The following is a 24,508-nucleotide window of genomic DNA, read 5'->3' on the forward strand; positions in this document are numbered from 1 at the left end:
CCCGGCTCCACCCTCCCCGACGCCCTCGACCCCGTCCCCTACAAGAACGCCGACGGCACCACCGGCACCGACCTCTACATCCAGCAGGACAAGTTCCGCCACCAGTTCGCCGCCGACGTCCCCCGCGACCAGGCCGCCCTCGCCGCCGCCGGCCAACGCCCCATCGCCCAGGCCGCCCTGGAGGAGAAGGCGAAGACCGCCGCCTGGAAGACCATCCCCAGCTGGGACATCATCACCACCCAGGACCTCAACATCCCCGCCGCCGCCCAGCGCTACATGGCCCACCGCGCCCACGCCCACACCACCGAGATCGCCGCCTCCCACTCCGTCGCCGTCTCCCACCCCGCCCTCGTCACCAACATCATCGAGAAGGCCGCACACACCACCACCCGCTGAGGCACGCGAACCTCTCTCCGGGACGACTCTCCAGGACGAGCAGGACAGGCCCTACGGCCGGTCCTGCTCGTCCCGTGCCGTGCAGACGCCGTTCTCCCAGGCCCAGGCCGCGATCTCGACCCGGTTGCGGGCGGCGAGCTTGCGCTGCACGCTGCCCAGGTGCGTCTTCACCGTGGAGAGCGAGACGTGCAGGTCGGCCGCCAGTTCCTCGTTGGTGCGCCCCCGGGCGACCAGACGTACGACGTCCATCTCGCGGGCGGTCAGCGGGAGTTCGGGTGCCGTGCGCGCGGCGGGGGCGGCGGGCGGCGCGGGCGGGGCGGGCCGGGGGCGCGCGGCGGCGTCGGAGGCGGCGTCCGTCATGTGCTTCAGCAGCCGGACGGTGATCGACGGTGAGATGAGGGCGTTGTCGGCGGCGACGGCCCGTACCGCCTCCACGAGCAGCGCGGGCGAGCCGTCCTTGAGCAGGAAGCCGCACGCGCCGTTGCGCAGCGCCCGGTACACGTACTCGTCCACGTCGAAGGTGGTCGCGATGAGCACGTTCAGCGGCTCGGCCGCGTCCGGGCCCGCCAGCAGCCGGGTCGCCTCCAGACCGTCGAGTCCGGGCATCCGGATGTCCAGCAGGCACACGTCGGGGCGCAGCCGCCTGGCCTCCTGGACCGCGGTGGCGCCGTCCGCCACCGACGCGACGATCTCCATGTCGGGCTGCGAGCCGAGGATCATGCCGTAGGCCGAGCGGATCATCTGCTGGTCGTCGGCGAGGAGAATTCTGATCGTCATGGGTCCAGGGTGTCAGCCGCACCGGACTCGTCCGTGCCGTGGGGCGGCGCTCCGTACGCCGGGCCCGCGAGCGGGCCGGGCAGCGGGATGTCCGCCTCCACGACCCAGCCGACGCCGGTGCGCGGGCCCGCGGTGACGGTGCCGCCGACCAGGGCGGCGCGTTCGGCGAGCCCGACCAGGCCGTAGCCGCTCCCGGCCCCGACCCCGGTCCCGGTCCCGGCGCGTCGGGCGGGCGCGGGCGACCGGGCCGGGGTGTCGGCGGCGGTTCCGGCCGCCGCCTCCGCGTCGTCGCACACCGACACCCGTACGACGGGCCGGGCGGTGTCACCGGCCACGCGGACGTCCACGGTGACCTTGTGCGCGCCGTGCGCGTGCTTGCGTACGTTGGTCAGCGCCTCGCGCACGACCTGGTGCACGGTGGTGGCGATGCCGGGCGGCAGTTCGCCCGTGGTCAGGCGCGGGTCGAGGGTGAGGGCCGTGCGCGGGCCGGAGGCGGAGAACCGCTCGGTGAGGGTGCGCAGTCCGGCCAGGCCGCCACCGGGCCCCGTCGCCGCTCCGGCGCCCCGCGGGTCCCGCAGCACGGCCACCATGCTCCGCATCGACTGCATGGCCTGCGAACCGGCCTCCTCGACGGCCGCGAGCATGCCGTCCAGTTCCTCGGGGCCGGGCGGCCGCCCGGCGGCGGTGGCGAACCGTACGGCCTTGGTCTGGGCGATGATCGCGGTCACGTGGTGGCCGACGAAGTCGTGCAACTCCCTTGCGTAATCGATGCGTTGTTCTTGCAGTGCGGCCTCGTGCTCGCGCTCGCGGAACCGGTCGAGCAGCCGCAGGTACAGGCCGAGCACCGCCGCGAGGGCCGCCGCGCACCACAGGACCGGGACCGCGAACGAGCCCACCCGGCTGTACTCCGCCGACGGCAGCCGCAGGAAGATCACGGTGAGCGCGGCCACCGCTCCCGAGGCCACGGCGACGGCCCGCAGCGGCGGACCCAGGCGCAGCGCACGGGCGACGACCAGGAGCAGCGCGCACGACTCGACGACGCCGAAGGTGTGTTCGGCGCGGACATCGGTCAGGACGGCGAGCAGGGTCACCAGGCCGGAGGCGACGACGGCGGCGAGGGCGGCCGGGCCGAAGCGGTCTCGGGGGACGGCGACGGCGGCCAGGGCCAGGGCGCCGGACAGCGTCGAGGCCACGGCCTGCCACACGGACCCCGCGTCGGTGCTCTCGGCCACCACCGCGGACAGCGACAGCACCACCGCGCAGAGCGCCGCGATCCGCCGGCCGCTCACCGGGACGTCGAAGAACTGCTTCATGTCTGTGCAGGTTACGGGCCGGTGGGTGGCGGCGCCTCGACCGTTCGGCCGAGGCGCGGCGCGCACCGGACCGCCGGATTCGGTCCTCCGGCCGATCCGCCGCCGCCCCGCGCCGGGCGATGATCGGGACACCGGCCCGCCCCGCCCCCTCCGCACACACACGCTCCCACACATGTCACGTGTCTCCCCCCTCCCTGCCCACGTTCCTCTCCTTGCCCCCCGTCCCTCTCCTTGCCCCCGTCCGGCAGCCCTGGAAGGCGTCATGTTCCGTACCGTCCTGCGCTCCGTCCACCGCGATCTGCGGCGCTTCGTGCTGCCCGCGCTGGCCGTGCTGATCGGTGTCGCGTGTGTCAGCGGCTCGTTGCTGTACAGCCGGTCGCTGGCCGAGGGCGCCGACCGGCTCCAGCGGGCGTCGCGGCCCGATGTGTCGGTGGAGGTGCGCGCGACCGGCGCCCCGGCGGCGGGCGGCGCCCCGGCGGTGCCGGACGAGGCGCTGCGGCGGCGGCTGGCCGCGCTGCCGGGGGTGGCCGCCGCGCGCGGCACGCTGGTGGGCCGGGCGTTCCTGGTGGCGCGCGACGGCACGCTGGTGGGACCGGCGTCCGGCGCGGCCGGGGTGGACTTCACACCGGACCGGCACGGAGCCGACCCCCGCTACCCCCTGACCGAGGGGCGCGGCCCGCGAGGTCCCGGCGAGGCCGCCGTCGACCGGTGGTCGGCCGGCCGCGCCGGCTACCGGGTCGGGGACCGGGTGCGGGTCGTCGTGTCCGGCGAGGTCCGCTCGGTGCGGCTCACCGGGGTGTTCACCGTGGACGACCCCGTCGTCGCGGCGGGCGGCACGGTCACCGCGTTCGACCAGGCCACCGCGCGCACCCTGTTCGCGCCCGTGCCGGGCGCCTACGCGTCGGTGACGCTCGCGGCCGCTCCCGGCACCGCCCCCTCGGTGCTCGCGGAGCGTGCGGCACGGGTGCTGCCCGCCGGTCTGGAGGCGGTCTCCCGCCCGGAACTCGACGCCGAGGCCGCGGCGGCGCCGGACCGTGCGAAGCTCGGCACGCTGCTGCTGGTGTTCGCGGGGATCGCGCTGTTCGTCTCGGCGTTCCTGGTGGGCAACACGTTCACGATGCTCAGCGCCGCGCGGGCCCGGGAACACGCCCTGCTGCGCGCGGTGGGCGCGAGCCGGGGCCGGGTGCTGCGGACGGTGCTCGGCGAGGCGGCCCTGGTCGGCGCCGTCGCGGCGCTGGCCGGATACGTGACCGGCATCGGGGTGGCCGCCGCGCTGGGCACGCTGTTCGGCTCCGGGGCGGGCCCGGGGGCCGCGGCCCCGCTGCGGCCGCTGGCTCCCGTGCCGCTGCTGACCGCACTGGCGGTCGGTGTCGCCGTCACGGCCGCCGCCGCGTACGTGCCCGCGCTGCGCGCCTCGGCCGTTGCTCCGGTCGCCGCGCTCCGCACCGACCTGCCCGCCCCCGCCCCGTCGCTGCGCCGCCGCACTCTCGCCGGGGCCCTCGCCACGGTCGCGGGCGCGCTGCTGCTGGCCGTCGCGGGCGGGGAGCTGGCGGTGCTCGCGGTGGGGCTGCCGGTGCTGCTCGCCGGTCTGGTGCTGCTCACCCCGGTGATCGCGCCGCCGCTGACCCGGGTGCTGCGCGCGCCGCTGCGGCGGGCGACCGGCGTACGCGGTGTGCTGGCGCTGGCCAATGTGCGCCGCAACCCGCGGCGCACCGCGGCGACCGCCGGGGCGCTCACCGTGTGCGTGGCGCTGGTCAGCGCGGTCACCGTGGCGCTGTCCTCGCTGAGCGCCACGGCGGCCCGGAAGGCCGGGGCGGAACTGCCGACGGACCTGCGGATCAGCGCGGTCGACTTCGCCGAGGTCGGCGCGGACACGGCGGGCCGGGTCGCGCGGCTGCCGCACGTGGCGGCGGTCACCGCGGTCCGGGAGGGCTCGTTCGAGCTGCGCGACGGCTCGACGCTGTGGGCGGCCGTCGTCGACCCGGACGCCGTGGGCCGCGGGCGCCTGGGCGGGCTCACGGTGCGCGCCGGTTCCCTGGACGGCCTGGCGCGGGGTGTCGCCGTCACGACCGGGCTGGCCGCGGCGCACGGCTGGAAGCCGGGCGACCGCCTCACCGGCCGGGAGCTGTCCGCCGCCGGGGTCCCGGACGGCCCGGCCCTGGACCGGCCGATCGTCGCGGTCTACGACGGCCCCGAGGCGCTGGGCCCGGCCCTGCTGCCCGAGAGCGCGCTCGCGGGGGCCGGGGCGGCGCGCGGCGGCCCGGTCACCTCGGTCCTCGTACGGGCCGAGCCGGGCCGTACCGAGGAGCTGAAGGAGGAGGTCCGCCGCGCCCTGGACAACCCGCTGCTGGTGGTCCAGGACCGGGCGGACGCGCAGCGGGACGCGGTCGAGTCGTTCGGTCCGCTGCTGTCCGTGCTGTACGCGATGCTCAGTGTCACCGTCGCCATCGGGGCGCTGGGGGTCGCCAACACCATGGGCATGGCGGTGTTCGAACGGGTGCGGGAGATCGGCCTGCTGCGTGCCGTCGGCCTCGACCGCGCCGGTGTGCGGTCCATGCTGCGGGTCGAGTCCGTCGTGGTGTCCCTGCTGGGCGCCGGGCTGGGCGTCCTGGCGGGCGGCGCGGCGGGGGTGGCGGCGGTGTCCGGCCAGCCGGGCGCGGTGATCTCCCTGCCCTGGCTCTCCCTGCCGGCCCTCCTCGCCGGCGCCGCCGCGATCGGCCTGCTGGCCGCCCTCGGCCCGGGGGCGCGGGCGGCGGCACTGCCGGTCACGCGGGCGGTGGAGGGTTAGGGCCTGTGTCGAAAGTGCTGGTCGTCGGTGTGGCGCCGCCTAAAACGACATGCGGTCTTCGCCCGGTCGTGCTGGTATCGATCCCTATGCATGATTACGTTTTCGATGAAGCCGACTTGACGGACAGGATGGAGCGGAACCTGGCGGAGCACGCCTGCCATCTGCACCGGAGCATGTCCGGTGCGACCGTCGCGGAGACCGGTGACCTCCTGGTCGCGGACAGCGGCCTGGACGACGACACGTTCAACATCGTCGCCGCGGCCCGCTTCACCGGCGGCGACGCCGCGGCCCGCATCTCCGAGACCGCCGGGTCGCTGGCCGGCACCGGCCGCGGTTTCTCCTGGTGGGTGGGGCCTGCCTCGACACCGACAGACCTCACCGCCCGCCTGACGGCAGCCGGTCTGCCGGTGTCCGAGCGTGAGACGGCGATGTGGGCCGAGCTGGGCGACACCCTGCCGATACCCTCTGTCCCGGGTCTCGACATCCGAACGGTGACCACGCCCGAGCAGCTTGCCGACTACGCCACGGTCCTCGCCGCGAACTGGAATCCACCCGCCGAAACCGTCCGCGACTTCTTCGCCGCGGCCGCTTCCCAGGTGCTGGCCGCGACCTGCCCGGCCCGGTACCTGGTGGGTTACGTGGAGAACCGTCCGGTCTGCTCCGCCGAGGTGTTCCACCACGCGGGAGTCGCCGGCATCTACAACATCTCCACCTTGGCCGCCCACCGTCGGCGCGGCTACGGCGGAGCCATCACGCTGGCGGCCCTTCACGCTGCCCGCGAGCGAGACCACGGCATCGCGGTCCTTCAGGCGTCAGCCGACGGTGAGCCCGTATACCGCCGCCTGGGGTTCCGCGCCTGCGGCCAGTTCGTCGAACACGCCATCAACGCCTGAACCTCCACAACTCCACGGACATCCGTCCGTCACCCCTGATTGAGCTGGTCACAGCCACTCATTGCTGGCCGCTACGAGGACAGTGGCCTCGTAGCGGCCCGCGAGCTCGTCGTATCTCGTGGCCACGGCCCGGTTCCTTTCGAGGCGGTTGATGCCGCACTCGACGGCATGCCGGGCCTTGTGGTCCTCGGCGTTGAAGCCGGGCGGCCGGCCACCGAGGGAGCCGAGCTTCCTGCGGTTGCGTGCCTGGTCGGCCTTGTCCGGAATGGTGCAGCGGATGCCGCGGCGGCGCAGGTAGCCGCGGCCGGCCCGGCCCGAGGCGGGGCACGCGCCGGGCTCGGTGAACACACCGCCAGGTGGTTCCTTCGGCAGGTCACCCCGTTCATGGGCCCCGGCCGCATGCTGGTGAGCGCGGCAGACTGTGGAGTCGACACTCACCGGTCCGCACACGGAACCGTATGCCGTCGATCAACTGCCGGCGCGGCCGGACAAGGGACCGTCCCACTCTCATGCCCTTCGGCAGCAACGGTTCCAGCACTGCCCACCGCTCGTCCGTGAGATCTCCTCGCCCCATGAACGGTGATCATTCACAGCTCAAGATCCGTTTCGATACTTCGATACACGGCCTGGGGTCACCCGTCGGACCGGGGGCGGGCGGGCGTCCTCCTGTCCGTGGCCGGTGGCGGCGGCGGTCGTAGAATGGACCACCGGTCCGGTGAAGGGGAGCTGGAGTATGGTCCACGTGCTGACCCCCAAGGGGCAGGCGACACGCAAGCGCATCGTCGCCGGGGCCTCCGAGGTCCTGCGCGAGGAGGGCCTGACGGCCACGCTGGACGACATCCGCGAGCGGACCCGGACCAGCAAGAGCCAGTTGTTCCACTACTTTCCCGGCGGCCGGGACCAACTCCTGCTGGAGGTGGCCAACTTCGAGGCCGGTCAGGTCCTGGAGGACCAGCAGCCGTATCTGGGGAACCTGGACAGCTGGGAGGCGTGGGACCGGTGGCGCGACTCGGTCGTCGCGCGGTACCGGGACCAGGGCGACACCTGTTCGCTGGGCTCCCTGCTCCGCCAGGTCGGCCCCGCCTCCCCCGGTGCGCAGGCGGTGGTCGTCGAGCTGATGCGCAAGTGGCAGGAGCACATCGCCGAGGGCATCAGGGCGCTCAGGAGCAGGGGGCTGCTGCCGGACACGTTCGACGTCGACACGGCCGCGGCGGCGCTGCTGGCCGGTATCCAGGGCGGGGTGGCACTGCTGCTCGCCACGGGCCGGATCAGCCATCTGGAGGCCGCTCTGGACTGGGGGATCGCGCAGTTGCGCGCGGCGGAACCGAAGGCCGCCTGAACCGGGCGCCGTGCCCTGCCCGTTGCGGGAGCACGGCGGCGGAAGCCGGGGCCGCGCCGCGTCCGGGCCGGGGCCGCGCAATGCCGTCGCGCCGCCCGTGCGACCGGTGCTAGCTTGCGGACGTGGATCTCTTCACGCGCTCCTGGACGGCGCTGCTGTCGGCGGTCGCCGAGCTGGCCGACGAGGACTTCGCACGCCCGTCGGGCTGTGCGGGCTGGCTGGTGCGGGACCTGGTGTGCCATCTGGTCATCGACGCGCAGGACGTCCTGATCACCCTGGTCACCCCCACCGACGCGGAACCGACCCGGGACGCGGTGACCTACTGGGACATCGTGGAGCCGCCGTCCGGCGACGATCCGCTGGACGCGCTGATCGTCCGCCTGGCCGCCGCCTACGAGCAGCCGGGGCTGCTCACGTTCCATCTGGACGACGTCGGTTCGGCCGCCGGACGCGCCGCGCTGCTCGCCGACCGCGGGCTGCGGGTCACCACCCAGGGGCAGGTCCTCACCGCGGGCGACTACCTCGACGCGTACGTCCTGGAGTGGACGCTGCACCATCTCGACCTCGTGGCACACCTGCCCGGCGCGGCGCGGCCGCCCGCCGAGTCGCTGGCGCGCTCGCGGGAGCTGCTGGAGAAGATCGCCGGGCTCGTGTTCCCGCCGTCGTTCTCCGACCGGGACGTCCTGCTCGTCGGGACCGGACGGCGGCAGCCGACTGCGGCGGAACGGACCGCGCTGGGCGCTTCGGCCGCGCGGCTGCCGTTCCCTGTCGGCTGACCGACCGGCTTCCCCGTCGGCCGACCGATGGGCTTCTCCGTCGGCCGGCGGGTCAGCCCAGGCGCATCAGCAGGTGGCCGCGGCGGAAGCGCTCCTCCTCGCCGGGCTCGCGCAGCATGCGGCCGGTCTCGGTGAACCCGGCACCGGCGGCGATCCGGGCCAGCTCGTCGACCGGCCACCGGTAGGCGGTGGTCACCTTGTGGTCGAACGCCGTGACGGGGCCGCCCTCCGCCTCGAAGAATCCGAGCAGCAGCCGGCCGCCGGGGGCCAGCACCCGCCGGAACTCGGCGACATACGCGGGCACGTCCTGGGGCGGGGTGTGGATCAGCGAGTACCAGGAGACGACACCGGCGAGACTCCCGTCCGCGAGGTCCAGAGCGTCCATGGAGCCGACGTCGAACCGCAGGTCCGGGTACGCCTCGCGGGCCAGGCCGATCATCACCGGTGACAGGTCGATGCCGCGCACGTCCAGCCCCAGGTCTCTGAGGTGTGCGGTCAGATACCCGGGTCCGCAGCCGAGTTCGGCGACCGGACCGGCACCGGCGGCGCGTACGGAGTCGGCGAACGCCGCGATCACCGCACGGTCCAGCGGCAGCCCGGCCAGGGAGTCGCGGACCAGATCGGCGTAGCGGACCGCGACGGCGTCGTAGGCGTCGGCGGTGGTGGTCAGGTGCGGCGCGGGTTCGGTCACAGGCGAGGACCCTAGCCGCTGCCCGGCGCCCCTGTCCGCCCACCGGCGGAATGTGCCGGAAGTACGGCGTCGACCAGCCCGTTCGACAAGAGGCCAGTGGACCTTTATAGTCGTTCCCCATAAAGGTCCACTGGCCTCTTATTTGCCACCGCAACATACACCCGTACACACCCGTACACACTCATACACACCCATACAGATCCACACACCCGCCCCGAGACACATCGCACCACGGAAAGAATCCGAGGCATTCTCATGAGCAAGACCTGGCTGATCACCGGCAGTTCCCGCGGTCTGGGCCGCGCCCTGGCCGAGGCGGTGCTCGACGCGGGGCACAACCTGGTGGCCACCGCCCGGCGCACCGAGTCCCTCGGGGACCTCGCCGACACGTACGGCGACCGCGTCCGCCTGGTCACCCTGGACGTGACCGACGCCGAGGCCGCACGGCGGGCCGTCTCCGCAGCGGTCGAGACCTTCGGCCGCCTGGACGTGGTCGTGAACAACGCGGGCTACGCGGACATGGCCTCGATCGAGGACATGCCCGAGGCGGAGTTCCGCGCCCAGATCGACGCCAATCTGTACGGCGTCGTCCATGTCACCCGCGCCGCGCTCCCCGTCCTGCGTGAACAGGGATCCGGTCACATCATCCAGGTGTCGTCCGTCGGCGGACGTGTGGGCGGCCCCGGCCTGGGCGCCTACCAGACGGCCAAGTGGGCGGTCGGCGGCTTCTCCGAGGTGCTCGCGAAGGAAGTGGCGCACCTCGGCATCAAGGTGACCGTGGCCGAGCCCGGTGCCATGCGCACCGACTGGGCCGGATCCTCCATGAGCACGCCGCCCGTCAGCGAGCCGTACCGGCAGGTCGTCGAGCCCGCCGTCGCCCGGCAGCGCCAGTCGGACGGCAGGCAGCCCGGCGACCCGGCCCGCATCGCGCGGATCCTGCTGGACATCGCGGAGGCCCCGGAGCCGCCGCTGCGGCTGCTGCTCGGCAAGGACGCCTCCGCGGTGGCTCGGTTCGCGGCCGAGGCCCGCGCCGCCGAGGACGCCGAGTGGCGCCGCGTGAGTGAGTCCGTGTGACCCGGGCCGGCGGCCGCGGCGGAGTCGCTGGAGGAGATGCCGGCCGGGGACGTCGGTCTGCGGGAACCGGCCCGGCGCCCGGTGCCGGGTGCGGCCGCGGGCCGTTCAGCCGCCCCGCAGCCACCACAGCAGCAGGCTCACCGCGCCCGAGCCGGCGGCGCCCGCGGCGCCCAGGGCCGCCTGGCGGGCCAGACGGCGCCAGAAGAGCGCCCGTACGGCAGGGGTCCGCTCGGCGTCCTCGGTCATGGTCATGGTGTTCCTCCCGGTCACGATCGGGGACATGGCCCCTCGGGACCGATCGTGGCCGACCGCGGGCGGCGCCGGGGCGCCGAGGGCCCTCCCGGGCGTTGCCGTTCGCAGTGGCAGCACCCGGGGGTGTTGCCGATCCCGGTGGCAACACCGTTTCGGGCTCAGGGGAGTTGCCGCGCCGCGATACTGGCGGGATGCACGAGGCACAGACGCCCGCCCAGGGCGAGACCGCGGTGGCGAGCCGGGTACGGCCGGTGGTGCTGGCGCCGTTGAAGGACGGCCTGGCACCGGAGAAGCGCGCGCTCGCGGAGGATCTGCGGCGGGTCTTCCTCTCCCTCGGGATCAGTGTGCGGCGCTACGCGGCGCGCCGGTTCCTGAACCCCAGCTCCGTGACCCGCTACCTCAGCGGCGAGCGGCTCCCGCCGTGGGACTTCGTGGCCGGGGTGATCGCGGACGTGGAGGAGGCGCAGGCGCCGCTGACGCCCGAGGCGGAGGCCGCGCTGCGCGAGCTGCACCGGGAGGCGCTGAAGAGCAACCGGCACAGCAGCGAGGTGCAGGCCCTCCAGGACAAGCTGGCCGAGGCCGACGAGGACACCCGGCGGATCACCACCCGCCAGCGGGCCCTGGAGGAGGCGCTGCGCGACCGGGAGGGCCGCCTCGCCAAGGTGCGGGGCCGGTGCCGGAACCTGGAGGAGCAGCTGGAGGAGCAGCATCTCACCCACCGCGGCGAGGTCGAGCTGTGGCAGGGCGAGTACGCACGCCTCCACGAGGAGTGCGGCGACCTCCAGGAGCAGGTGATCTACCTGGAGGGGGAACTCGCGGTCACCCGCGCCGAGCTGATCGCCGCCGAGGACCGGTGCCACCGGCTGGAGAACCGGCTGGAGACCCTTCAGGACCTGGGCGATGAGGGGAAGCCGAGCGTCGAGGCGCCCTCGCTCATGATGATGCTGGAGGAGGCGGACCGCAGGTCCTCGGTGCCCGAACTGGTGCGGGCCGTCGGCGACCTCGAACTGCGCACCCGTAAGGCGATGGCGAGCGAACTGGTCAGGGCGGCCAGCCAGTCCCGCACCGTCGAGGAGGTGGCGGGCCTGCTCTCCGCCCTGCGGCAGGCCGGGTTCGACGCGCACGCGCAGACCGCCCTGCCCGCGATGGTGATGGTCCGCTCGGTGGACGACACCAGCGCCCTGGCACGGGAGCTGTTCCGCGAGGGGCTTCAGGAGTACGTCCTGATCCTGGTCCAGGCGTCGGTGAAGTTCCACCAGCCCGAGGACGTGGCCGAGTTCGCGCTGGCGCTGCGCCGCAGCGGTCTGGACGAGCACGCCGGGAGCCTGCTCGGGGCGGCGGCCGTGGTCCGCTCCGCGCCCGACCTCGTGTCCGTGGCACTGGCCCTGGCCGGCGGCGAACTCGACGGCGCGGTGTGCGCCGCGATGTCGGCCGCCGCCGCCGAGCGGGCGGTGCCCGATCTGGTGACACTGAGCATCATGCTGCGCGAGGCGTGCCTGCCCCGGTACGCCGACGCCCTGCAACGGGCGGCGGCCGGACGGCGGTCCGCCTCGGACGTGGCCGAGTTCGTCCGCGCGCTCGGCCGCCACGGGCTGGCCCAGGACGCCGAGACGGTCTTCACCGAGACCCAGAGACGCAGCGTCGGCCACCTCATCCCGCTCGTCCAGGCGCTGCACGACAACCGGGCCTGGACCGTGCTGTCCGAGGCCGCGCAGCACCGGCCCGTCGACGATGTCGCCGTCCTGATCAGCGAGTTGCACCTGACCGGGCGGCACCAGTTCGCCGCCAACCTGCTGGTGCTGACCGTACGGACGCGGCCCGCCGAGCAGGTCGCGCGGCTGCTGGAGACGCTCGGTGCCATGGCACCGGGCGCGGAGGCGGTCCTGCGGGCCTCGGCGCGGCTGCTGGCACCGGAGGAGGCCTGCGCGCTGCTGGTCTGCCTGGAGCGGTTCGGGCTCACCGCGCCCGCCGAGGCCGTCTTCCGGTGCATCGTCTACGACGAGCTGGTCGGCCACGCGGGGCTCTTCCTGGCGGCCCTCGCCCGGTCCGGGTCGCGCTACGCGCGGGTGGACGTGCTGAGCGACCACACGGCCGGGATGAGCGAGTCGACGGTGGCCCCCCTGCTGCTGGCCCTGGAGTCGGCCTCGCTCCTCGTCCATCTCGACGCGGTCATCGAGGACCGGTATCTGCGCTGCCCGGTGGTCGACGTGGTCCTGCTGGCCCGGCGGCTCGCCTCGGTCACCGAGGCGGCCCCCCGGGTCGACCGGGTGCTGGACCGGCTGGTGGAGCACACGGTCCGCGTCCGCTCCCTCGCCGACCAGGCGGCGCTGGTCACCGCCCTGCGGGCGGCCATGCTGGACCGGTGCGCCGAACGGCTGGCCGCCGAGGCCCTGGCGGCACACGGCGGACGGTTCAGGGACGAGCTGACCCGGGAGGAGACCAAGCACGAACAGAAGGTCATGTCCCGCGCCTTCTGGCTCCCGGACCGCCCGCGCCACCGCAGGGGCGGCCGGCCCTGACACCCCTGGCCGGTTCGGCAGAACGGCGGCCCCGGGGCCCGCGTCGGCGCACGCGGCGGGTCCCGGCCCAGGGGCGGGGTGTGGGCCGGGGGACGGCGACGTACCGTGTAGAGGACGGAGGAGGCGTGGTCCGCGGTGAGGGACATGGCGGCGCGCCGGCCCGCACCCCGGGGTGCGGGAGACGTCGAAGGCGGGAGAAGAAACTATGCCGGCACGTGTCCGAAGGACCCGAGGACACCGGTCCGCTCTGCGCACCGCGGTCCCCGTGGCCACCCTGATCCTGGCCGCGACGGCGTGCGGCGGGACATCCGCGCAGGTGGGCGCGGTCGGCTCCACGGCCGGGTCGCCGACCGCCCGGAGCGCGCAGACACCGGCACCGGCGACGGCGCCCTCGCAGAGCGCGACCGGACGCGACCGGCCCGCCGCCCCGGCCAGAAGCGCGTCCGCCACCCTCGGTGGCCATGCGTCCACACCGCGTGCCGCGCCCTCGGCGCGCTCCGCCCAGTGCGTCGACGACTACTTCACGGGCATGACCACGGCGCAGCGGGTGGGACAGCTCTTCATGGGCGGGGTCGCCGCGGCCCATCCCGACCAGAGCCAGCTGAACACGCTGCGCGAGCAGCATGTGGGCTCCGTCATGCTGACCGGGCGCAGCAGCGCGGGCACGGCGGCAACCCGGAAGATCGTCGACGGCATCCGCAAGCAGGCCGACCGGGTCGGCGGGCGGAGCGCCGGGATGGTGGTCGCCACCGACCAGGAGGGCGGCCAGGTGCAGGTGCTGAGCGGCCCCGGCTTCTCGGCCATGCCCAACGGGCTCACCCAGGGCGGCTGGAGCACCGCCACCCTGCGTGACCGGGCCGCCACCTGGGCCGGGCAGCTCAAGGCGGCCGGGGTGAACCTGAACCTGGCCCCGGTCGCGGACGTGGTCCCGGCGAGCCTGGGGACCGGCAACCGCCCGATCGGCTACTTCCACCGGGAGTTCGGGCACACCCCGGAGGTCGTGGCCTCGCACAGCGGGGCGTTCGCCGCCGGGTCGGCGCAGGCGGGCGTGATGACCACGCTGAAGCACTTCCCCGGTCTCGGACAGGTGGTGGGCAACACGGACACCACGGCGAACGTCGTGGACTCGGTCACGACCACCTCGTCCCCCTCGCTCGCCCCGTTCCGGTCCGGCATCAAGGCCGGTTCGCCCTTCGTGATGATCTCCTCGGCCAGCTACTCCAAGATCGACGCCAAGCACCTGGCGGCGTTCTCGCCCGCGGTCATCAGCCAACTCCTGCGCCACGACATGGGTTTCAAGGGTGTGGTCATCTCCGACGACCTGGGCGACGCGGTCGCCGTGCGGTCCTTCACCCCGGCGCAGCGCGCGGTGGACTTCATCGCGGCGGGCGGCGACATGGTCCTGACGATACGGCCGGCCATCGTGCCGGAGATGACCCGTGCCGTGCAGAACAAGATGGCGCAGGACGCCTCCTTCCGCGCCAAGGTGGAGGCGAGCGTGCACCGGGTGCTGGAGGCCAAGCACAAGGCGGGCCTGCTCGACTGCGGATGACCACTCGGCTGCGCATGGCCACCGGTCCGGCGGACGACCGGTCACGCGCCGGTCGGGCCGGACACATGGCAGGCGGGCCGGACGCATGGGTGGCGGGCGGGCCGGGCGCACGAACGGACAGCCGGTCCCGCCACAGGTGTCCGGTTGGTTGCACACGGTTCGTTGCACTTTCGTTCCACTTCTGTACCGCTTCCTCCACAGGGAGAAAATCCGGTTGATACGTGAGGGACGTGTGGAAAGATCGCGGAGTATCTCCGGATCTTTCCGGGCCGCACCACGGTCCGCGATCCGGCCCCCATGACCAACTGGAGGACCCACGTGGCCAAAAGCTCCGGCCTGAACACGCGTCGCGCGGCGGCGCGTTTCACGGTTGCGGCGGTCACCGCCGCGCTGGTGGCGACCGGTACCAGCACCGCATTCGCCGTCGACGCCCCTGGACGATCTGCCTCGCAGGTCTCCACCGACGCCAAGGCGTCGGGCGCCACGCAGTACGGCGTCAAGGTGCAGTCCAAGAAGGCCCAGGTCAACGCGCTGTACGGGATGGACGGCAACGGCAATCTGTCCGGGTACGCTCCCGACGGCAAGGGCGGCCTCGGCCCCCGCCAGCCGACCGGCTCGGGCTGGCAGGACACCCGCTTCATCACGCAGGTGGACCAGAACCTCAACGGCGAGTCGGACGGCATCTGGGACGTCACCGGCAGCCAGCTCCGCTACCGGGACTGGAGCAGCACGTCCCCCGTGCTCGTCGGCGGCGGCTGGAACATCTACAACCGCCTGCTCTCGGCCGGGAACCTGGGCGGCGCCGCCTACGAAGACCTGCTGGCGCGGGACGGCTCGGGCGTGCTGTGGCTCTACCTGGGCTACGGCAACGGCAAGCTGACCTCGCGTTACAAGGTCGGCGGCGGCTGGAACGCGTACACCGACATCGCGGGCAAGGGCGACCTGACCGGCGACGGCAAGGACGACATCGTCGCCAAGGACACCTCGGGTGTGCTGTGGCTCTACAAGGGCACCGGCAACTCCAAGGCCCCGTTCGCGGCGCGTACCCGTATCGGCAGCGGCTGGAACGCGTACAACGCCCTGATCTCCGTCGGTGACATCAACTACGACGGCATCACCGACCTGATCGCCCGGGACAAGTCCGGCGCGCTGTGGCTGTACAAGGGCACCGGCAAGGCCGCCGCCCCGTACGCGCCGAAGGTGAAGATCGGCAACAGCGGCTGGAACACCTACCGCATCCTGTACTGATCCGGACGCATCGCCCCGCGCGGGGGCGTACCAGCGGGCCGTTCCCTCCGGGAGCGGCCCGTTCGGCATGTGTGAGCGAGGTCTCTCCCTCATCAGTTCCACACATGGTCACACCAGTCTCTGTATCGCCTTGAGGTGTCTCCGCCGGATCCCCTGCGGGTGTCTCCTCAAGGTGTCTCTTCGAAGTTTCTCCTTCGAGGAGTCTCTTTCGGTGTGTTTCTCGGACGGGAAGGACAGGGACGGCTGGTATGCGCAGACCCAGGAGATATCCGGTGGGCGCCGTCGCCATCGCGGTGGCGCTCACCTCGGGGCTGGTCGGCGGGGCCGCCGCCGCGCCGCCGGGCGATGCCCGCGGCACGGCCGGCACCGCGGCGGCCGGGGCGTCGAAGGCGGTGACGCTGATCACCGGTGACCGGGTCCTGGTCACGGCCACCGGTCAGATCACCTCGGTGCGGCGGGCCGAGGGCCGGGAACGGGTGCCGTTCTCCGTGCGCAAGATCGCCGGGCACACCCATGTGGTGCCCGGCGACGCGGAACTGCTGCTGGCGAAGGGCACGTTGGACCCGCGGCTCTTCGACGTGACCAAGCTGCTGGCGGACGGCTACGACGACGCGCACCGTTCCGGGGTGCCGCTGATCGTCACCTTCCGGGGGCGGCAGAAGCGCTCGTTGGACACGTTCACCGGAGCTGGGGCGCGGCTGGACCGCGAACTGCCCGTCGTCGACGGTGCCTCGCTGCACACCGACCGGAGCCGCGGCGCCGCGTTCTGGAACGCCCTGACCGGCAGCCCCACCGACAAGGATGCCCGTACCGGTGCGGAGTTCAGCGCCTCGGCGGCGGTGGCGAAGGTGTGGCTGGACGGCAAGCGGAAGGGCGTTCTGGACCGGAGCGTGCCGCAGATCGGCGCCCCCACGGCCTGGGCCGCCGGGTACGACGGCACCGGCACCAAGGTCGCCGTGCTGGACACCGGGATCGACGGGAGCCATCCCGACCTGGCGGGCCAGGTGATCGCGGAGCAGAACTTCAGCGACTCCCCCGACACCGCCGACCACTACGGCCACGGCACCCATGTGGCGTCCGTCGTCGCCGGGACGGGCGCCCAGTCCGGCGGCAGGTACAAGGGCGTCGCACCGGGCGCGAAGCTCCTCAACGGCAAGATCATCGACGACGGGAACGAAGGCGAGGAGTCCGGCATCGTCGCCGGTATGGAGTGGGCGGTGGCCCAGGGCGCGGACATCGTCAATCTCAGCATCGGTGGTGAGGACACCCCCGGTATCGACCCGGTGGAGGAAGCGGTCGACCGGCTCTCCTCCACGAGCGGAACGCTCTTCGTCGTCGCGGCCGGGAACGACGGCAAGGACGAGCACACGGTCAACTCCCCGGGCAGCGCCGAGGCCGCGCTCACCGTCGGCGCCGTCGACAAGGCCGACAAGCTCGCGGGCTTCTCCAGCCGCGGTCCGCGCGTCGGGGACGGCGGAGTCAAGCCCGACCTGACCGCACCCGGCGTCGCCATCACCGCGGCCTCGGCTCCCGGCAGCACACTGGAGAACGAGAACCCCTCCGGCATACCCGGCTATCTCACACTCGACGGCACCTCCATGGCCACTCCGCATGTCGCGGGCGCCGCCGCACTGCTGGCCCAGCAGCACCCCGACTGGAACGGCACGCGGCTCAAGGCGGTGCTGACAGGATCCGCCGAGCCGGGTCCGTACAGCGCGTTCCAGCAGGGCACCGGCCGGACCGATGTGGCGCGAGCGATCAAGCAGAGTGTCATCACCGAGCAGGGACCGCTCGACTTCGGCGAGCAGCAGTGGCCGCACACCGACGACAAGCCGGTGACGAAGCAGCTCACGTACCGCAATCTGGGGACGGGTCCGGTCGCCCTCGACCTGTCCGCCGACGCCTTCTCGGTGAACGGAAAACCCGCCGCCGAGGGCATGTTCACCGTCTCACCGCGGCACCTCACCGTCCCGGCGGGCGGTACGGCCACCGCCTCCGTCACCGCGGACACCCGGGCCGGTGACGCCGACGGCTCGTTCGGCGGGGCGGTGACCGCCGTCTCCGCCGACGGCAAGGCCAGGGTACGCACCGCCATGGGGGTGGAGCGCGAGGCCCAGATGCTCGACCTGACGCTCCGGCACCTCGGCGAGGACGGCAGTCCCACCGACGACGCCACGACCGAGATCCAGGGCGTCGACAACGACTTCCACTCGTTCCTCGCCCCTGAGGCCGACGGAGAGCTGACGGTACGCCTGCCCAAGGGCACCTACTCCCTGAGCAGTACGGTCCACCCGGGCTACACCGCCCCGAAGCACGCCCTGCTGTTCCAGCCCAGGCTGGAGCTGGACGCGGACACCACCGTCGTCGTCGATGCCCGGCAGGCACAGCCGGTCCAGGTCAGCGTGCCCGACCCGGCGGCCAAGAACATCGACGGCCTGATCGCCGTCGGCTGGAAGCGGGACGCGGGACTCGACCCAGGCATCTACACCTACGCCTCCCCCGGGTTCCAGAGGGTCGCGGTCGGACAGATCGGCCGGCGGCTGCCCGCCGGGCAGGCGTTCGCCCAGTACTCGGGGACCTGGAGCAACCAGGAAGGCAGCGCGCCCGTCAACTACCGTCTCGCGTGGACGCGTACCGGTCTGCTGGGCGGTTTCAGCGCCCAGGTCGACCAGAGGCAACTCGCCGAGGTCGACGTCCGGATCGGCACCCCCACCGCGCCGGAGGACGCGTACCTCCAGGCCCAGCCCTTCACCCCGCGAGGCGAACTTCTCGTCTTCGGCCAGCCGTTGCAGGCGAGCCTCCCCCTGCGGGAGACCGACTATGTCCTCGGTAACCGCACCAAGTGGAGTTTCAGCCTGCTCGCGGGGGCCGGAGCCGAGACACAGCTCTTCGGAGCGGCGGCGTACGAGGCCGGCCGGAGCTACACCGAGCAGTACAACGTCGGCGTGTTCGGGCCTGCCCTGGACCACACGGACACCGCGCCGCCGGTGTCCGCCCTCGGCGCCGCACGGAACGGGAACGTCCTCCAGGCGCACCTTCCGCAGTTCAACGACGCCGCCGGACACTGGAACCTGGGCCCCGTCGTCACGGCGGTCAGCTCACTCACGGCCGACGGCAAGGAGGTCCCCGACGTGCGCGGCGTCTCACCGGCCGAGGATGTCGTCCAGTACACCGTCCCGGACCGGGACAGCGCGTACAAGCTGACCCTGGACACCTCGCGTGATCCGGCCGCCACCCCGGTCAGCACCCGGGTCAGGACGGAATGGACCTTCCGCTCCGCCCGGACGCCCGAGGACACGTGGACCGCGCTGCCGCTGTCCGTGGTCCGCTTCTCCCCCGCGCTGACCCCGGCCAGTACCGCGAAGGCAGGACGGAAGTTCGACGTGCCGTTCCGGATCGAGGGCGCCGCGGCCGCGCAGAAGCCCGAGAAGCTCGCCTTCGAGGTCTCCTACGACGAGGGCCGCACCTGGCAGCGCGCCGTCGTCGTCGGTACGCACCTCTCGCTGCGGCATCCGGACGAGGCGGGCTCCGTGTCCCTGCGGGCCGCCTTGACCGACGCCCGGGGCAACACGCTGGTCCAGACGATCGAGCGCGCCTATCTGACCACCAAGTAGGCGCTTCTCGGAGCCAGTTGTTCCTCGCTGCCCCTGGCCGGGGTGGCATCGATGCCACCCCGGCCAGGGGCAGCGCCGTCCTCAGGACCGGATGTCGGTGTCCCAGTCCAGGAGGCGGGCGAGGGCGGCGGCCTCGGCGCTCGCGGGTCCGGCCGCCGCCGCCCGGGTGGCCGGGGAGGCGGTGTGGGTGCCGCGGGAGATGTTGCCGCTGACGGTGGTGTTGTGTGCGGTGCGCGGACGGCGGAGCGCTTCGTAGAGGGTGAGGGCCGAGGTGCGGTCGGGGGTGTCGCGCAGGCACTTCGCGAGGACGACGGCGTCCTCCAGGGCCATGGAGGCGCCCTGGCCGGTGGCCGGGGAGGCGGCGTGGGCCGCGTCGCCGACGAGCAGCACGCGACCGGAGCGCCAGGGGGTCCCGGGCGGGAGTTCGGTCGCGTTGGTGACCATCAGTTCGCCGTCGGTGGCGGCGACGATGTCCGCGACCGGGGCCGGGTCCCGGCGCAGCAGGGGGGCGAGCAGCTCCCGCCAACGGCCGGGCGTGCCCTGGGCGATGGCGTCGGCGGGCAGCGGTGCGTCGCTCACCCGCGCGAACCAGTATGTCTCCCCCTCGGGTGACATGGCGTGCCCGAACGCGGCGGCGCTGCCGCGCACCATGGTGATGCAGGACGACTCCTGGGTCCTGGGCGCGGCGCGGGTGTAGCCGTAGAAGACCCGCTGGCCCGCGTAGCGGGGCTCGGCGGCGGGGGCGATCGCGCGGCGGACCGTGGAGTGCACGCCGTCCGCGCCGACGAGCAGGTCGCCCGTCGCGGTGGAGCCGTCGGCGAAGCGCGCGGTGACGCCGTCCGGGCCGTCCTCGACGGCGGTGAGGCGGGCGCCGTGGCGGACGGGGACACCGCGGGCCGTGGCCTCCGCCTGGAGGGCGGCGTTGAGTTCGCCGCGGCGCAGGCAGCGGTAGCGCAGCAGGGGGTCGCCGGGCTCGCCCAGCGGCACGTGCGCGGCCTCGGCGCCGGACGCGTCGCACACGCGCATCGAGGTCAGCGGGAAGCCCAGCGCCGCGACCGGGGCGGCGGCGCCGAACTGGGCGAGGGCGCGCATGCCGTTCCCGGCGAGGGTGAGGAACGCGCCGATGTCCTCCGCCGCGTCGGGATGCGCCTCGTACACGGTGACGTCGTGGCCCGCCTTGTCCAGGGCCAGGGCGGTCGCCGTACCGGCGATCCCGCCGCCGACGACGAGAACATGTGCCATGTCTCCCCCTGCTCGGTACGGTCGTTCACGGTACGGTCGTTCAGCGGGCCCCGGCCGGGTTGGTGTCCTCGCCGAGATAGGTGCCGTACCCCTCGGCGACCAGCGGCCCCTCGAAGACCAGGACCTCGTTGACCAGACCGCCTTTCTGGTTGCGGTAGTTGATGACCAGGCAGTCGACGCCGACGTAGCTGCCGACCACCTCGAAGCGCAGGTCGGGGATGCGGCGCAGGCCCTCGGTCCAGTAGGCGCGCAGCGCGTCCTTGCCCCGGATGACCCCGTCACCGCCCAGCAGTTGGGCGGCCACGGGCGAGCGGAACGTCACCTCGTCGGTGAAGTGCGCCAGCAGGGCGTCCAGGTCGTGCGCGTTCCACGCGCTCACCCAGGAGTCGACGAACTTCCGTGCCGTTGCTCGGTCCATGGCCCGCATTATGCCGGGGCCGGGGCCGGCCGTGCCGGACCGCTGCCCGTCGCGGGCGCGGCGAAGTCCACGTCGGCGGCGGCCAGTACCCGCACGCTGCGGCCGGGGAAGCGGAGGTTGCGGAAGATCTCGTTGTGGTGCGCGACGGACCGCTCGGGCGGCGCGTACGGCGTCCGGTCCGGGCGTACGGAGGTGGTGTGGCCGTCGGCGACGAGAACCAGGTCGTAGTGGTGGCTCAGCGCCTGGCGGGCGGTGGTGTCCACGCAGATCTCCGTCGCGAATCCGGTGACGACGACCTCCGTGGCGCCGAGCGTCCTCAGTGTCCCGTCCAGTCCGGTGCCGAGGAAGCTGTCGGGGCTGTCCTTGCGGACGACCACCTCGCCTTCCTCCGGCCGGAGTTCGGGGACGATCCGCCATCCCTCGGTGCCCGGCCGCATGCCTCCGTCCGCCGCCCCGTCCTGCACCAGGACGACCGGCACCCCGGCGGCCCGCGCCCGCGCCCGCAGCCCGGCGATCACGGCGACGGTCTCTGCGGCGCGGTGGGCGATGGCCATGGTGGCGTTCTGCATGTCGATGACGAGCAGTGCGGGGACGTGTTTGCGGGGCTGGTGCGGCATGGGGTCACGGTAGCTCGCGGGGGGGGCGGGGGCGCAGGCGGGTTTCCGGTGGCCGTCGCCCCGGCGGCAGCCTGGACCTCGGAGGCCGTTCGCCGGGCTCTGGAAGGAAAGCGGCGGCAGGGGCGAAAGCAAGTGACGGCCGGGCTCTGCGGGGCGGGCGCCGCTGTCGCGGTGGGCACGGCGACGGGCGGACAGGTGGCCGAGACCGTTCCCTACCTCGTCGCCTGCGGGTTGGCCGCCGTGCTGCTCGGGGTCCGTACGCTGCGCACCGCCGGACACGCCCGTGAGGTGCTGCGCCGCGGACCCTGGACCGCCTGTCCCGCCGTCGCGGTCCCGGCGCGCAGAGGAGCGGCGCGCCTGGTGATCCGGGCGCCGGACAGCGGGGAGTTGTGGCCGCTGACCCCCTTGGTGGACCTCTCGAACCGGCACGCGGCGGTGCCGCCCGCCTCCGGTGTCCTCTGGTGGTGCGGGGATCCCGCGCTGGGCGGAGTGGTGGCGCAGCCCGGTGGGCTGACGTTCGTGTGGGCGCGGCCGACGCGCGGGCACCGGCGGCGGGAGGCCGACCTGCGGGCGGCCGTCGCGGCGGGGGTGACACGGTGCCCGGTACCGCACCAGCCGTCGGGGGCGGCGCGGCCCTCGGGGGCGGCGCGGCCCTCCGGGACGCCCGTACCGCCACCGCGCCGTCACCGCGCCCTCTTCCGTTGGTGCGCACTGTTGGGGGCGGTGGTCATGGGCCTGGGTGTCGCCGGGTCGGTGGCGGCGGAGGGGGACCCGCAGGTGGACCTGAAGGTGATCCAGGCGGACGCGCGAGGGCACTGCACCGTGGTGTGGAAGGACCCCTGGAACGGGTCCCGGCGGCAGGGCCCCTTCCGCTGCGATCCCACCCGGGATGCGATTCCGGCGGACTCCGAGACCGGGTTCGTGGTCTCCTACGGTCCCTGGAAGGGCGATCTCTACAACTCCCGCCGCGTCGGCTCCCCCGCCAAGGGGGTCGACGACGGGCTCGCCCTCACCGGGTTCCTGCTCCTGTTCGTTTCCGGCATCGGCGGCACGGTCCGTGTCGTGCTGCGGGTCTCGCGGAGGCGTACCGCGCGGCGGCTGCGGGCCCGCATCGGTCCGGTGGGCGGCGTACGGCCGGACACGGTTCCTGTGCCCCGCACCGGCGACGGCCCCCAAGTGTCCCTGGTCAAGACACCGTCCCCGGCTCCCGAGGAGCCCGCGCGGGCCGTCGGTCTGTCCTACGCCGTCTGGGCGGAGCTCGCCGGACGGATGTCCCCACCGGAGCCGCCGGACGGTACGCGGCGCGACGCCGATGTGCGCGAGGTGCCCTGGTGGCGGGTGCGGTCCCTGCGGCAGATCTCCCGGGTGGACGGGGTCGTGGGAGGGCTGGTCTGCGTGCTCATCGGAGTGGGGTGCTGGGTGCAGCCGAGTGTGAAGACCGGCCAGGGTGTCTTTCTCCTGCTGCTGGGTGTCGCTCTCGCGGTGGTGTCGACGCGGCACGCCGTCGCGCACGGCGTCGCCGACGCCCGTGTGCTCGCACGCGCCGCGAAGGCCCCGGTGTCCGTACCGAGGCCGTACGTCCTCGTGTCCGACCCGTGCGACGGCGGGCCGGTGCTGGTCCTGTTCCCGGCGCACGCCGACGCCACGACGGAGCCCGACGCCGTACTGGCCGTCCACCCGTCCCGACCGAACGGGTGGACACGGCAGGGGATGGCCTCCGGTGCGGGCACCGCCGACCTGCGCGGCTGGCTCGACACGGGTCCCGAGGGGCCGGTCGTCGTGCCGTGGATCGACGGACGGCCGGTGTGGTCGCGGCGGAATCTGCGGGAGATACGTGCCTCCGTGGCGGCGGACCGCGCCCTGCTCCGCCACCTCATGGGCGCACCGGAGGAGGCGCTCCCCTGCCCGCTCGGCCCGGTGTCACTCCCGGAGCGGACCAAAGCCCTCTGAAGCAGGCCCGGTTCGTCAGCCGACGACGGTCCAGGTGTCGTTGCCTGCGAGGAGGGCGGCCAGGTCGCCCGTGCCCTGTTGCTGTGCCGCGGTGTCGAGCTGGTCGGCCATGAGGGTGTCGTAGACCGGGCGTTGGACGTCGCGGAAGACTCCGACGGGGGTGTGGTGGAGGGTGTCGGGGTCGGCGAGGCGGGAGAGGGCGAAGGCGGTGGTCGGGGAGGCGGCGTGCGCGTCGTGGACCAGGATGTCGGCCTCGTTGTCCGGTGTGACAGTGACGACGTGCAGGTCGCCGGTGGTCCGGTCGCGTACGACNCCNCGNCNGCCGTCNGNNCCNANGCGGATCGGNTGGCCGTGTTCGAGGCGGATCATGGCCTCGTCGGCGCGCTGTCTGTCCTTGAGGGCGTCGAAGGCGCCGTCGTTGAAGATGTTGCAGTTCTGGTAGATCTCGACGAGGGCGGTGCCGGGGTGGGCGGCGGCCTGGCGCAGGACCTCGGTGAGGTGTTTGCGGTCGGAGTCGAGGGTGCGGGCGACGAAGGTGGCTTCGGCGCCGAGGGCGAGGGAGACGGGGTTGAAGGGGGCGTCGAGGGAGCCCATCGGGGTGGATTTGGTGATCTTGCCGGTTTCGGAGGTGGGGGAGTACTGGCCCTTGGTGAGGCCGTAGATGCGGTTGTTGAAGAGCAGGATCTTCAGGTTGACGTTGCGGCGCAGGGCGTGGATGAGGTGGTTGCCGCCGATGGAGAGTGCGTCGCCGTCGCCGGTGACGACCCAGACGGACAGGTCGCGGCGGCTGGTGGCCAGGCCGGTGGCGATGGCGGGGGCGCGGCCGTGGATGGAGTGCATCCCGTAGGTGTTCATGTAGTACGGGAAGCGGGAGGAGCAGCCGATGCCGGAGATGAACACGATGTTCTCGCGGGCCAGGCCGAGTTCGGGCAGGAAGCCCTGGACGGCGGCGAGGACGGCGTAGTCACCGCAGCCGGGGCACCAGCGGACCTCCTGGTCGGACTTGAAGTCCTTCATCGACTGCACGGCCTCGGCCTTGGGCACCAGGG

General features: G+C 73.4%; 19 protein-coding genes and 1 pseudogene. 11 read left to right on the plus strand and 9 right to left on the minus strand.

From position 1 onward, the window contains the following. The coding region (locus B086_RS0129440; protein WP_018570035.1) for an alpha/beta hydrolase at window positions 1–396 on the plus strand (396 nt) is incomplete at its 5' end. Between the two features lie 51 nt (window positions 397–447). Here the strand turns inward: B086_RS0129440 and B086_RS0129445 are convergent. Then, complete coding sequence (locus tag B086_RS0129445) at window positions 448–1,173, minus strand: response regulator transcription factor (RefSeq protein WP_018570036.1); 726 nt, start codon at window positions 1,171–1,173, stop codon at window positions 448–450. Then, a complete protein-coding gene (locus B086_RS0129450; protein WP_018570037.1) occupies window positions 1,170–2,486 on the minus strand; it encodes a sensor histidine kinase in 1,317 nt (438 codons plus the stop codon). Before B086_RS0129450 ends, B086_RS0129445 begins: the two co-directional genes overlap by 4 nt. Window positions 2,487–2,748: 262 nt before the next feature. Between B086_RS0129450 and B086_RS0129455 the strand changes: the two genes are divergently transcribed. Together B086_RS0129455 and B086_RS0129460 are read left to right on the plus strand one after the other, a co-directional pair. After that, window positions 2,749–5,274, plus strand: a complete 2,526-nt coding sequence (locus tag B086_RS0129455; RefSeq protein WP_018570038.1) for an FtsX-like permease family protein — start codon at window positions 2,749–2,751, stop codon at window positions 5,272–5,274. A 128-nt stretch (window positions 5,275–5,402) separates the two neighbouring features. Then, a complete protein-coding gene (locus tag B086_RS0129460) occupies window positions 5,403–6,167 on the plus strand; it encodes a GNAT family N-acetyltransferase (RefSeq protein WP_018570039.1) in 765 nt (254 codons plus the stop codon). A gap of 48 nt (window positions 6,168–6,215) precedes the next feature. On the opposite strand, the pseudogene B086_RS43325 reads toward B086_RS0129460, so the two are convergent. Beyond that, a pseudogene (locus tag B086_RS43325) lies at window positions 6,216–6,741 on the minus strand (hypothetical protein). A 159-nt stretch (window positions 6,742–6,900) separates the two neighbouring features. Between B086_RS43325 and B086_RS0129470 the strand changes: the two are divergent. Beyond that, window positions 6,901–7,506: a TetR/AcrR family transcriptional regulator gene (locus B086_RS0129470; RefSeq protein WP_018570040.1), complete on the plus strand. Its 606-nt coding sequence runs from the start codon at window positions 6,901–6,903 to the stop codon at window positions 7,504–7,506. Between the two features lie 122 nt (window positions 7,507–7,628). Continuing rightward, window positions 7,629–8,282, plus strand: coding sequence for a maleylpyruvate isomerase N-terminal domain-containing protein (locus tag B086_RS0129475; RefSeq protein WP_018570041.1), 654 nt, complete (start codon window positions 7,629–7,631; stop codon window positions 8,280–8,282). Between the two features lie 52 nt (window positions 8,283–8,334). On the opposite strand, the gene B086_RS0129480 is transcribed toward B086_RS0129475, so the two are convergent. Then, the gene (locus tag B086_RS0129480) at window positions 8,335–8,973 is read right to left on the minus strand and encodes a class I SAM-dependent methyltransferase (protein ID WP_018570042.1); all 639 of its coding nucleotides are present in this window, start codon (window positions 8,971–8,973) and stop codon (window positions 8,335–8,337) included. A 255-nt stretch (window positions 8,974–9,228) separates the two neighbouring features. Here B086_RS0129480 and B086_RS0129485 point away from each other — a divergent pair, with 255 nt between their 5' ends. Further along, window positions 9,229–10,047 carry an oxidoreductase gene (locus tag B086_RS0129485; RefSeq protein WP_018570043.1) on the plus strand — a complete coding sequence of 273 codons (819 nt, stop codon included), beginning with the start codon at window positions 9,229–9,231 and terminating at the stop codon, window positions 10,045–10,047. Between the two features lie 105 nt (window positions 10,048–10,152). Here the strand turns inward: B086_RS0129485 and B086_RS44790 are convergent, their stop codons facing one another. Then, window positions 10,153–10,299 (minus strand): hypothetical protein, encoded by a 147-nt coding sequence (locus B086_RS44790; protein ID WP_018570044.1) that lies wholly within the window; start codon window positions 10,297–10,299, stop codon window positions 10,153–10,155. Between the two features lie 191 nt (window positions 10,300–10,490). Here B086_RS44790 and B086_RS41140 point away from each other — a divergent pair, with 191 nt between their 5' ends. The 4 genes from B086_RS41140 to B086_RS0129510 all read left to right on the plus strand — a co-directional run bounded on the left by B086_RS41140 (window position 10,491) and on the right by B086_RS0129510 (window position 19,232). Further along, entirely contained in the window at window positions 10,491–12,818 is a 2,328-nt protein-coding gene (locus B086_RS41140; protein WP_018570045.1) for a hypothetical protein, read from the plus strand. Window positions 12,819–13,083: 265 nt separating this feature from the next. Next, complete coding sequence (locus B086_RS0129500; RefSeq protein WP_018570046.1) at window positions 13,084–14,370, plus strand: glycoside hydrolase family 3 N-terminal domain-containing protein; 1,287 nt, start codon at window positions 13,084–13,086, stop codon at window positions 14,368–14,370. Window positions 14,371–14,688: 318 nt separating this feature from the next. After that, entirely contained in the window at window positions 14,689–15,618 is a 930-nt protein-coding gene (locus tag B086_RS0129505; protein WP_018570047.1) for an FG-GAP repeat domain-containing protein, read from the plus strand. A 272-nt stretch (window positions 15,619–15,890) separates the two neighbouring features. Beyond that, window positions 15,891–19,232 carry a S8 family serine peptidase gene (locus B086_RS0129510; protein ID WP_018570048.1) on the plus strand — a complete coding sequence of 1,114 codons (3,342 nt, stop codon included), beginning with the start codon at window positions 15,891–15,893 and terminating at the stop codon, window positions 19,230–19,232. A gap of 81 nt (window positions 19,233–19,313) precedes the next feature. On the opposite strand, the gene B086_RS0129515 is transcribed toward B086_RS0129510, so the two are convergent. The 3 genes from B086_RS0129515 to B086_RS0129525 are packed head-to-tail and all read right to left on the minus strand — an operon-like array spanning window position 19,314 to window position 21,509. Continuing rightward, complete coding sequence (locus B086_RS0129515; RefSeq protein ID WP_018570049.1) at window positions 19,314–20,474, minus strand: FAD-dependent oxidoreductase; 1,161 nt, start codon at window positions 20,472–20,474, stop codon at window positions 19,314–19,316. Window positions 20,475–20,514: 40 nt separating this feature from the next. Next, the gene (locus tag B086_RS0129520) at window positions 20,515–20,892 is read right to left on the minus strand and encodes a YybH family protein (protein ID WP_078509880.1); all 378 of its coding nucleotides are present in this window, start codon (window positions 20,890–20,892) and stop codon (window positions 20,515–20,517) included. Window positions 20,893–20,900: 8 nt separating this feature from the next. Further along, window positions 20,901–21,509, minus strand: a complete 609-nt coding sequence (locus B086_RS0129525; protein ID WP_018570051.1) for an isochorismatase family protein — start codon at window positions 21,507–21,509, stop codon at window positions 20,901–20,903. A gap of 132 nt (window positions 21,510–21,641) precedes the next feature. Between B086_RS0129525 and B086_RS0129530 the strand changes: the two genes are divergently transcribed. Further along, on the plus strand, window positions 21,642–23,459 hold the full coding sequence (locus B086_RS0129530; protein ID WP_018570052.1) for a hypothetical protein: 1,818 nt from the start codon (window positions 21,642–21,644) through the stop codon (window positions 23,457–23,459). A gap of 15 nt (window positions 23,460–23,474) precedes the next feature. Here B086_RS0129530 and B086_RS0129535 read toward each other — a convergent pair whose 3' ends face one another. Then, on the minus strand, window positions 23,475–24,506 hold the full coding sequence (locus tag B086_RS0129535) for a 2-oxoacid:ferredoxin oxidoreductase subunit beta (protein ID WP_234029403.1): 1,032 nt from the start codon (window positions 24,504–24,506) through the stop codon (window positions 23,475–23,477). Window positions 24,507–24,508 lie beyond the last annotated feature (2 nt).

It is taken from the genome of Streptomyces sp. PsTaAH-124 (assembly GCF_000373685.1).
GTDB lineage: Bacteria > Actinomycetota > Actinomycetes > Streptomycetales > Streptomycetaceae > Streptomyces > Streptomyces andamanensis.